Annotated in this window: 8 protein-coding genes; 7 read left to right on the forward strand and 1 reads right to left on the reverse strand. The window is 61.6% G+C overall.

Annotated elements, in window-relative coordinates; all coding sequences use genetic code 11:
• The first annotated feature begins 63 nt into the window (after nucleotides 1–63).
• The 6 genes from DZK26_RS06025 (at nucleotide 64) to DZK26_RS06050 (ending at nucleotide 7,876) form a co-directional block, all read left to right on the forward strand.
• Nucleotides 64–2,874: a 2-oxoglutarate dehydrogenase E1 component gene (locus tag DZK26_RS06025; RefSeq protein WP_116896957.1), complete on the forward strand. Its 2,811-nt coding sequence runs from the start codon at nucleotides 64–66 to the stop codon at nucleotides 2,872–2,874.
• Nucleotides 2,875–2,881: 7 nt separating this feature from the next.
• Complete coding sequence (gene odhB, locus DZK26_RS06030; RefSeq protein ID WP_116896958.1) at nucleotides 2,882–4,132, forward strand: 2-oxoglutarate dehydrogenase complex dihydrolipoyllysine-residue succinyltransferase; 1,251 nt, start codon at nucleotides 2,882–2,884, stop codon at nucleotides 4,130–4,132.
• 208 nt (nucleotides 4,133–4,340) lie between these two features.
• A complete protein-coding gene (gene lpdA / locus DZK26_RS06035) occupies nucleotides 4,341–5,768 on the forward strand; it encodes a dihydrolipoyl dehydrogenase (RefSeq protein ID WP_116896959.1) in 1,428 nt (475 codons plus the stop codon).
• 148 nt (nucleotides 5,769–5,916) lie between these two features.
• The gene (locus DZK26_RS06040; RefSeq protein WP_116896960.1) at nucleotides 5,917–6,927 is read left to right on the forward strand and encodes an oxidoreductase; all 1,011 of its coding nucleotides are present in this window, start codon (nucleotides 5,917–5,919) and stop codon (nucleotides 6,925–6,927) included.
• A gap of 89 nt (nucleotides 6,928–7,016) precedes the next feature.
• Entirely contained in the window at nucleotides 7,017–7,379 is a 363-nt protein-coding gene (locus DZK26_RS06045) for a PleD family two-component system response regulator (protein ID WP_116896961.1), read from the forward strand.
• 2 nt (nucleotides 7,380–7,381) lie between these two features.
• Complete coding sequence (locus DZK26_RS06050) at nucleotides 7,382–7,876, forward strand: peroxiredoxin (protein WP_116896962.1); 495 nt, start codon at nucleotides 7,382–7,384, stop codon at nucleotides 7,874–7,876.
• 17 nt (nucleotides 7,877–7,893) lie between these two features.
• Here DZK26_RS06050 and DZK26_RS06055 read toward each other — a convergent pair whose 3' ends face one another.
• On the reverse strand, nucleotides 7,894–8,127 hold the full coding sequence (locus DZK26_RS06055; RefSeq protein WP_116896963.1) for a twin transmembrane helix small protein: 234 nt from the start codon (nucleotides 8,125–8,127) through the stop codon (nucleotides 7,894–7,896).
• A 48-nt stretch (nucleotides 8,128–8,175) separates the two neighbouring features.
• Between DZK26_RS06055 and DZK26_RS06060 the strand changes: the two genes are divergently transcribed.
• On the forward strand, nucleotides 8,176–8,813 hold a 638-nt coding region (locus DZK26_RS06060), incomplete at its 3' end, for an SURF1 family protein (protein ID WP_147316861.1).

An 8,813-nucleotide genomic window follows, 5' to 3' on the forward strand; every position in this document is an offset into this window, starting at 1 on the left:
CAATCAAATGCCTGCCGCCGTTATAATCAGCGGTCTTTGACCGGGCACAGAGCCGCGCTTGTCATGACCGATTTCCTTCAGGAGCAGTATCGGAACTCCCATCTTTCCGGCGGCAACGCCGATTATGTGGAGACTTTCTACGAAGCCTGGCTGGACGACCCCGAATCCGTTCCAGAAAACTGGCAGAAGCTGTTTTCCCAACTCGCCGACTCCGTCGACACCGAAACCCGCCACCGCCAGATCGAGGCCCATTTCCGCTCCCTCGCCGCGAACGGCCATTACAGCGCCGGCACCGCAGCCGAGGATTTCAAGCAGGCCGGCGTCCTGCGCCTGATCAATGCCTACCGCGTCCGTGGCCACCAACGTGCCGAACTCGATCCGCTCGGCATCAGCGAACGACCCAAGGTGCCCGACCTGGAACTCGGCTTCCACAGTCTCAGCGAAGCCGACCTGGATACCGAATTCCACAGTGGCTCGCTTGCGGGCCCGGACCATCGCCCCCTCAAGGATATCGTCGAGACCTGCCGCGAAACCTACTGCGGCAGCATCGGTATCGAGTACATGCACATTACCGACACCAACCAGCGCCGCTGGCTGCAACAGCGTCTGGAAGGTGCCCGCGGCAACTACACGCCCGAAACCGAGGAGCGTCGTCGCCTGCTCGACAAGCTCGCCGCCGCCGAGGGCCTGGAAAAGTACCTGCACTCGAAGTACGTCGGCCAGAAGCGCTTCTCGCTCGAGGGCGGGGAAAGCATGATCCCGCTGCTCGACACGCTCATCCGCCACACCGGCAGCCAGGGCGTACGCGAGATGGTCATCGGCATGGCGCACCGCGGCCGGCTCAATGTACTGGTCAACATCCTGGGCAAGAGTCCGCGCGAGTTGTTCGCCGAGTTCGAAGGCAAGATTGCCCGCGACGATCCCGGCCGGACCGGCGACGTCAAGTACCACTTGGGTTTCAGTTCAGACATACCCACGCCGGGCGGCCCCATGCACCTGGCCCTTGCGTTCAATCCCTCGCACCTGGAAATCGTCAATCCGGTGGTGGCCGGCTCGGCCCGCGCACGACAGGCGAGGCTGCGCGACGACCGCCGTGAGCAGGTGCTGCCGGTGCTGATCCATGGCGATGCCGCCATCGCCGGCCAGGGCGTCAACATGGAACTGCTCAACATGTCGCAGGCGCGCGGCTTTGCCGTGGGCGGCACCTTCCACATCGTCGTCAACAACCAGATCGGATTCACGACTTCCAACCCCCTCGACGCGCGTTCGACGCTTTACTGCACGGAAGTCGCCAAGATGGTCCAGGCGCCGATCCTGCACGTCAATGGCGACGATCCCGAGGCCGTTCTGTTCGCCACGCGCGTCCTGGCCGACTTCCGACGCGAGTTCAAGAAGGACGTCGTGCTCGACCTGGTCTGCTATCGCCGGCTCGGCCACAACGAAGCCGACGAGCCGGCCGCCACGCAGCCACGCATGTACGAGGTCATCCGCAAGCTCGACACGGTACGTAGCCAATACGCCGACCTTCTGATCAAGGAGGGGTTGGTCGACAATGATCATATCGAAGCGGCCAACAAGGCCTTTCGCGACAAGCTCGACAAGGGCGAACCCGTAGTAGACCTCCTCGGCGAAGAGGAAGCCATCGAGACGGTCGACTGGGATCCCTATCTGGAAGGCGACTGGCGCGAGGACGTTACGACCGGCGTGGATGCCGCCACCATCCGTCAATTGTCGGACCGGATGACCACGCTGCCCGAGGAATTCAACCTGCACAAGCAGGTCCAGCGCATCGTTGACTCGCGCAAGGAGATGGCGGCCGGCGAATCTCCCATGGACTGGGGCTTTGCCGAAACGATGGCCTATGCCAGCCTGGTCGATGCCGGCCACGGTCTGCGCCTGGTCGGCCAGGACTCCGGACGCGGCACCTTCTTCCATCGCCATGCCGTGCTGCACAACCAGAACGACGGCAGTTCATGGCTGCCGCTGCAGCAGTTCCCCGAGGATCCGCGCCGCGTGACGATCATCGATTCGCTGTTGTCCGAAGAGGCCGTGCTCGGTTTCGAATACGGTTTCGCCACGGCCGAGCCGTCGACCCTGACGATCTGGGAAGCCCAGTTCGGCGATTTCGTCAACGGCGCCCAGGTCGTCATCGACCAGTTCATCGCCTCGGGCGAGGCCAAGTGGGGCCGGCTCTGCGGGCTGGTCATGTTCCTGCCGCACGGCTACGAGGGCCAGGGGCCGGAACATTCCTCGGCCCGTCTTGAGCGATTCATGCAATTGTGCTCGGGCGCCAACATCCAGGTCTGCGTCCCCACCCTGCCCGCACAGATGTTCCACATGCTCCGGCGCCAGATGCTGCGACGCTTCCGCAAGCCGCTGATCGTGATGACGCCGAAATCGCTGTTGCGGCACAAGCTGTCGACCTCTTCGCTCGACGATCTCGAAAACGGACACTTCCAGCTGGTCATCGACGATCCGGCAAGCCCCAAGCCGAAAAAGGTCGAGCGCATCGTCTTCTGCGCCGGCAAGGTCTACTTCGACCTGGCCAAGCAGCTTGAAGAAGACGAGGTCGACAATGTCGCCCTGGTTCGCGTCGAGCAGCTCTATCCCTTCCCGCGCGAAGAGGTACAGGAAATCATCGCGCGCTACAGCAAGGCCTCGGAAATCGTGTGGTGCCAGGAAGAGCCCATGAATCAGGGCGCATGGTTCCAGATCCGCCACCATCTGCAGGCCTGTATCCGCGATGGTCAGCAACTCGGCTACGTCGGCCGTCACGGATCTTCGTCCCCGGCCGTCGGCTATTATCAAGTCCACCTCGAACAACAAAAGCGCCTGGTCGGCGAGGCGCTGACACCAGGCAAATTCACGGAGTAAGTAACCCATGAGCGTTGAAGTCAAAGTTCCCAACCTGCCCGAATCCGTTTCGGACGCCACCGTCGCCAAGTGGCACAAGAAGCCCGGGGACGGGGTCGAGCGAGACGAGGTGATCGTCGACCTGGAAACCGACAAGGTCGTGCTCGAAGTGCCGGCCCCGGCAGACGGCGTGCTCTCCGACATCAGTGCCGAGGAAGGCGAAACCGTCACCGAAGGCCAGGTGCTGGGTCAGATGGACGAGGGCGAGGCGCCGAGTAAATCCGACAAGGAGGAGTCCGACGAGTCTTCCGAGGAAGATGGCGGCGAGAAGACGTCCGAAGACAAGGACGACAAGGGAGACAAGGACTCCGGCGACGGCGACAAATCCAGGGACAAGGACGGGAAGGATGAGAAGAAGTCCGGCCCGTCGAAGGCTTCGGACAAGGACCTCCCGCCCTCGGCCCGCCGCATGGTGGCCGAGAACGACCTCGATCCGAGCCAGATCGAGGGCAGCGGCCGCGGCGGTCGCGTCACCAAGGGCGACGTGATGAGCCACATGGCCGGCGGCGCGACGGGTCCGCGCCCGGAAGAGCGCGTGAAGATGTCGCGGCTTCGCTCACGAATCGCCGAGCGGATGAAGGAAGCCCAGAACACTGCTGCCATCCTGACCTCCTTCAACGAGGTCGACCTCAAGGCGGTCATGGACATCCGCAGCCGTTACAAGGAAGACTTCCAGAACAAGCACGGCGTCAAGCTCGGCTTCATGTCCTTCTTCGTCAAGGCCGCCTGCGAGGCGCTGCAGAAGCATCCGGTGGTCAACGCCTCGGTCGACGGCGACGAGATTGTCTATCACGGCTACCAGGACATCGGTATTGCCGTATCCACCGACCGGGGGCTGCTCGTGCCGGTGATCAGGGATGCCCACCGCATGGGCCTGGCGGAGATCGAACAGAGCATCGCCGACTACGCCGAGAAGGCGCGAAAGGGCACGATCCAGCTCGAGGATCTCCAGGGCGGCACCTTCACCATTACCAACGGGGGCGTGTTCGGCTCGCTGCTGTCGACGCCGCTGCTCAACATGCCGCAATCGGCGATCCTGGGCATGCACACGATCAAGGAACGCCCGGTGGCCATCAACGGCGAGATCGTCATCCGACCGATGATGTACATCGCCCTGTCCTACGACCACCGCATCATCGACGGCAAGGATGCCGTCCAGTTCCTGGTGGCCCTCAAGGAAGGCCTGGAAGACCCGGCCCGCATGCTGCTGGGTCTATAAAGAAAAGAATTATGTCCACAGATAAACACAGATGAACACAGATAAAAGAAGTCGGTCGCCAAAGTCAGTTGGTTACGACCAATTAACTTCTCGAGATACTGAAATATCAAAAGGTTAATAACTGTTTAATCAATATTTTTTCTTTTTAATCTGTGTGTATCTGTGTTCATCAGTGGACAAATAGGCAGTTTCAAATCAAGGAATACAAATGGCTGACAAGGAATTCGATCTGATCGTTATCGGCGGCGGGCCCGGCGGGTATGTGGCCGCCATTCGCGCCGCACAGCTGGAGCTCAAGGTGCTGCTGGTCGACGACCGGCAGAACGACGACGGCAAGCCGGCCCCGGGCGGCACCTGCCTGAATATCGGCTGCATTCCGTCCAAGGCCCTGCTGGACTCGTCCAAGCATTTTGCGCACGTTCAGGACGACTACGCCGAGCACGGCATCCAGATCGAGAAGGCCAGTATCGATGTCAAGAAGATGCTCGAACGCAAGGACGGCGTGGTCAAGCAGCTCACCGGCGGGGTCACCCAGCTCCTGAAGGCCAACAAGGTCGAATTCGTCAACGGACGCGGCAAGCTTTTGGCCGACCGCGAAGTCGAACTCTCCCCGCTCGACGGTGATCGGTACACGGCCAAGGCGAAACACATTCTTCTGGCCGCCGGTTCGGTGTCGTTTTCGATCCCCAATGTCGAGATCGACAACGAAACCATCGTCGACAATATCGGCGCGCTGGAATTTTCCGAAGTACCGGAACGACTTGGCGTCATCGGCGCCGGCGTCATCGGCCTGGAGATGGGCAGCGTATGGTCGCGCCTGGGCAGCGACGTGCTGCTGTTCGAGGCGATGGAAGAATTTCTGCCGGCCATCGACAAGGACATGTCGCGGGCCGCGGCGCGCGAGTTCAAGAAACAGGGTCTCGATATCCGGCTGGGCACCAAGGTATCCGGTGCCGAGATCAAGGACGGAAAAGTCACCGTCACTTATGAAGACAAGGACGGCGAGCAAAGCGAAAGCTTCGACAAACTGTTGGTCGCCGTCGGTCGCAAGGCCGCGACGGACGGCCTGCTGGCCGAGGACTCCGGCGTGAAGCTGACCGATCGTGGACAGATCGAAGTCGATGACCATTGCCGCACGTCGGTCGAGAACGTCTGGGCTGTCGGCGACCTGGTGCGCGGCCCCATGCTGGCCCATAAAGCCTCCGAGGAAGGGATCGCCGTGGTCGAGACCATCGCCGGCGGCCACGGTCATTTCGGCCACGAGACCGTGCCGTGGGTGATCTATACCGATCCGGAAATCGCCTGGGTCGGCAAGACCGAAACCGAACTGAAGGACGAAGGCGTCGAATACCGCGCCGGCAATTTTCCCTTCGCCGCCACCGGCCGCGGCCTGGCGCTGGGCGATGCTCCCGGATCGGTGAAGGTAGTCGCCGATGCCGAAACCGACCGGGTACTCGGTGTACAGATCGTCGGCCCCAATGCCTCCGAACTGATCGCCGAATGCGTGGTAACCATGGAATTCGCCGGCGCCAGCGAGGACCTGGCCCGCATCATTCATGCCCACCCGACCCTGTCGGAAGCCGTCCACGAAGCGGCACTGGCCGTCGACAAGCGGGCGATTCACAAGGCCAACTGATTGCCTAGAAAATAGAAAAAAGAGAATAGAAAATAGTAATGGAGGGCGGGCAGTAAGACTGCGCACCGGCTATCGGAACCCTCTATTTTCTATTCACTATTTACTATTTTCTTTCATCCACCCGGCACCACGCTTGCAGGATGCAACGATGAGCAACGCAGTCCCAGACACTTTCAGGGCCTTCCGCATCAACGACGATGAAGACGGCTACCGGGCCGAGCTGGTCGAGCAGTCGATCGACGAGCAGTCCGAGGGTGATGTCGTCATCCGGGTCGCTTACTCCAGCGTCAACTACAAGGACGCGCTGGCCGGCACGGGCAATGGCAAGATCCTGCGCAAGTTTCCACTCAACGGCGGCATCGACGCCGCCGGCACGGTGGTGCAGTCTGAATCCGCTGACTTCTCCGAAGGCGACGAGGTCGTCATTACCGGCAGCGGACTTTCGGAGACGCGCGACGGCGGCTATAGCGAATACCTGCGTGTGCCGTCGGACTGGCTGGTGCCCCTGCCCGAAGGTCTGAGCCTGTATGAGGCCATGGTCCTTGGTACGGCCGGATTCACAGCCGCGCTCGGGCTGTGGCGCATGGAAGCCAACGGCCAGGAACCCGCGATGGGCGCACTCGCGGTGACCGGCGCCAGCGGCGGTGTGGGCTCACTGGCGATCGACATCTACTCAACCGCCGGATACGACGTATCCGCCATTTCCGGCAAGGAAGACGAGTTCGACTGGCTGCACGAACTGGGCGCGAAACAGTGCATTTCCCGCCACGAGCTTTACTGGCCGGAATCACCCCTGGCATCGGCACAGTTCGCCGGTGCGCTCGACAATGTCGGCGGAGACATGCTCTCGGGCCTCACGCGGGTGATCAAGCCCTGGGGCAATATCGCTTCCTGCGGGATGGCGGGCGGCATCGGCCTGAACACGACCGTCATGCCCTTCATCATCCGCGGCATCACGTTGCTGGGCATCAATTCCGCCGGCTGCCCCTATCCCATCCGCAAGGAACTGTGGGAGCGCCTGGCCAGCGGATGGCGTCCTCGCCACCTCGAGACAATTGCCGCGCCCACCGTCGATCTCGACGATCTTTCCGGCGCCTTCGAACAGCTGCTCGCCGGCCGGGGCCGTGGACGAATCGTCGTGAAGGTCACGGCGTCCTGAGCACGGTTCGAGGGCGGACTCATACCCCTGTTTCGGGTATGATGGTTTCGTTAGAGCTTGAGCATTACAACAGTCAAGAAGGGATTCCCATGGCCAAGATTCTGATCGTAGACGACTCCGAGACCCACTTGTACTCCCTGCAAAAGATGGTCGAAGGCGGCGGCCACGAAGTGATCACCGCCTCCAGCGGTGAGGAAGGTGTCGAACAAGCCAAGGCGCACATTCCCGATGTCATCCTCATGGACATCGTCATGCCCGGCCTCAATGGCTTTCAGGCCACCCGCCGTATCGCCAAGGAAGACTCGACCGCCAATATCCCGATCATTTTCGTGACCACGAAGGATCAGGAAACCGACCGTATCTGGGGCATGCGCCAGGGTGCCGCCGCCTACATCACCAAGCCGGTCGACAAGAAGGAATTGCTCAAGGCAATCGATGGCGCCCTCGGCTGAATATGACCGTCAGTGTCGGGGACCGGGTCCCGGAAGCAACCCTGACCGTCATGACACCACAAGGCCCTTCCGGCCAGTCGACCACCACAATGTTCGGGGCGGGCACAACGGTCCTGTTCGCGGTTCCGGGCGCCTTCACGCCAACCTGCTCGACACGCCACCTGCCCGGATTCGTGGAACGGGCCGGGGAAATCCGGAACGCCGGAGCCGATCGCATCGTCTGCATGGCGGTCAACGACGTATTCGTCATGGATGCCTGGGGCAAGTCGGCTGGCGTGGGGGATACGATCGTGATGGCGGCCGACGGCAACGGTGAGTTCACGCGTGCACTCGGCCTCGAAATGGACTCCACTGGATTCGGGATGGGCAAGCGCTGCCAACGCTTTGCCATGATCATCAACGACGGCGTGATCAAGCACCTGATGATCGAGCGTCCGGGCGAGTTCCGCGTCTCGAACGCCGACAACGTCCTCGAGAAACTTCGCGCCAGCGGTTGACGGTCGACACCGTTGTTTCAGCCGCCGTCCCCCGGATACCGCACCGGGTTGACACCCTGCGGCTCGATCCATCCCAGTTGGAATCCGATCCACAGCAGAATAACCAGACCAAGAGAGAGGCCGACACGCCAGCTCAGGCGCTTGACCGTTCGATCACCCTCTCCTGAATCCCTCACCAGAAAATAGAAACTCGAGGCCAGGGTATAGAGGATGACGAGGAATGCGCTGATGATCAGGATTTTGCTGAGCAATGCGAAGCTCCGGGAAGAGTGTCGGGTCGATTATAATGCCGCTGCATCATGATCAGGTCTTCGTCCCCCATCCTCCGCTGGCTACCCCACCTCGCGGCACTACTCGTCATCCTCCTGTGTGCGCGCCTGGCAGTCTGGCAGTTCGATCGTGCCGAGGAAAAGCACAACCTGCTGGAATCCTGGGAGCAGGCGGGTGCAGTCACGCTCGACGAATCGGCGGGACAACAGGCCGTCTACACTCGCGTTCGTTCGACCGGCCGTTTCGATCCGTCAAGGCATGTTCTACTGGACAATCAGATCCGCGGTGGCCAGCCCGGCGTTCACGTGTTTACGCCATTTCAACCCGAAAACACGGCGCGGACATGGCTGGTCAACAGAGGCTGGCATCCACTGACGAATCGTCAAGGTGCGCTTCCCGAGATCGAGACGCCATCGGAGTCGCTCGAGATCACCGGCCGCATCGTGAACCCGCCTCGCGTGGGGCGCCAACTTGGCGATGCCCGCTCGCTCGACGCCGACAACTGGCCCAACCTGGTGACCTATCTCGATCTCGAGCGCGTCGAGACGGCCCTGGGCGCTGAACTGGCTGAACGGGTCATCCTGCTCCAACCGGACCATCCGGCACACCTGACCGGCGACGCGTGGCAGCCGGTCAATTTCGGACCCGACCGTCACCGGGCTTATGC

Origin of the sequence: Wenzhouxiangella sp. 15190, from assembly GCF_003417465.1 — a bacterium.
Taxonomy (GTDB): domain Bacteria; phylum Pseudomonadota; class Gammaproteobacteria; order Xanthomonadales; family Wenzhouxiangellaceae; genus Wenzhouxiangella.

Excerpts from the sequence above, each read along its gene's own strand:
- DZK26_RS06040 (WP_116896960.1), top strand. The coding sequence starts at position 5,917 with ATGAGCAACGCAGTCCCAGACACTTTCAGGGCCTTCCGCATCAACGAC.
- DZK26_RS06050 (WP_116896962.1), top strand. The coding sequence starts at position 7,382 with ATGACCGTCAGTGTCGGGGACCGGGTCCCGGAAGCAACCCTGACCGTC.
- DZK26_RS06045 (WP_116896961.1), top strand. The coding sequence starts at position 7,017 with ATGGCCAAGATTCTGATCGTAGACGACTCCGAGACCCACTTGTACTCC.
- lpdA (WP_116896959.1), top strand. The coding sequence starts at position 4,341 with ATGGCTGACAAGGAATTCGATCTGATCGTTATCGGCGGCGGGCCCGGC.
- DZK26_RS06025 (WP_116896957.1), top strand. The coding sequence starts at position 64 with ATGACCGATTTCCTTCAGGAGCAGTATCGGAACTCCCATCTTTCCGGC.
- odhB (WP_116896958.1), top strand. The coding sequence starts at position 2,882 with ATGAGCGTTGAAGTCAAAGTTCCCAACCTGCCCGAATCCGTTTCGGAC.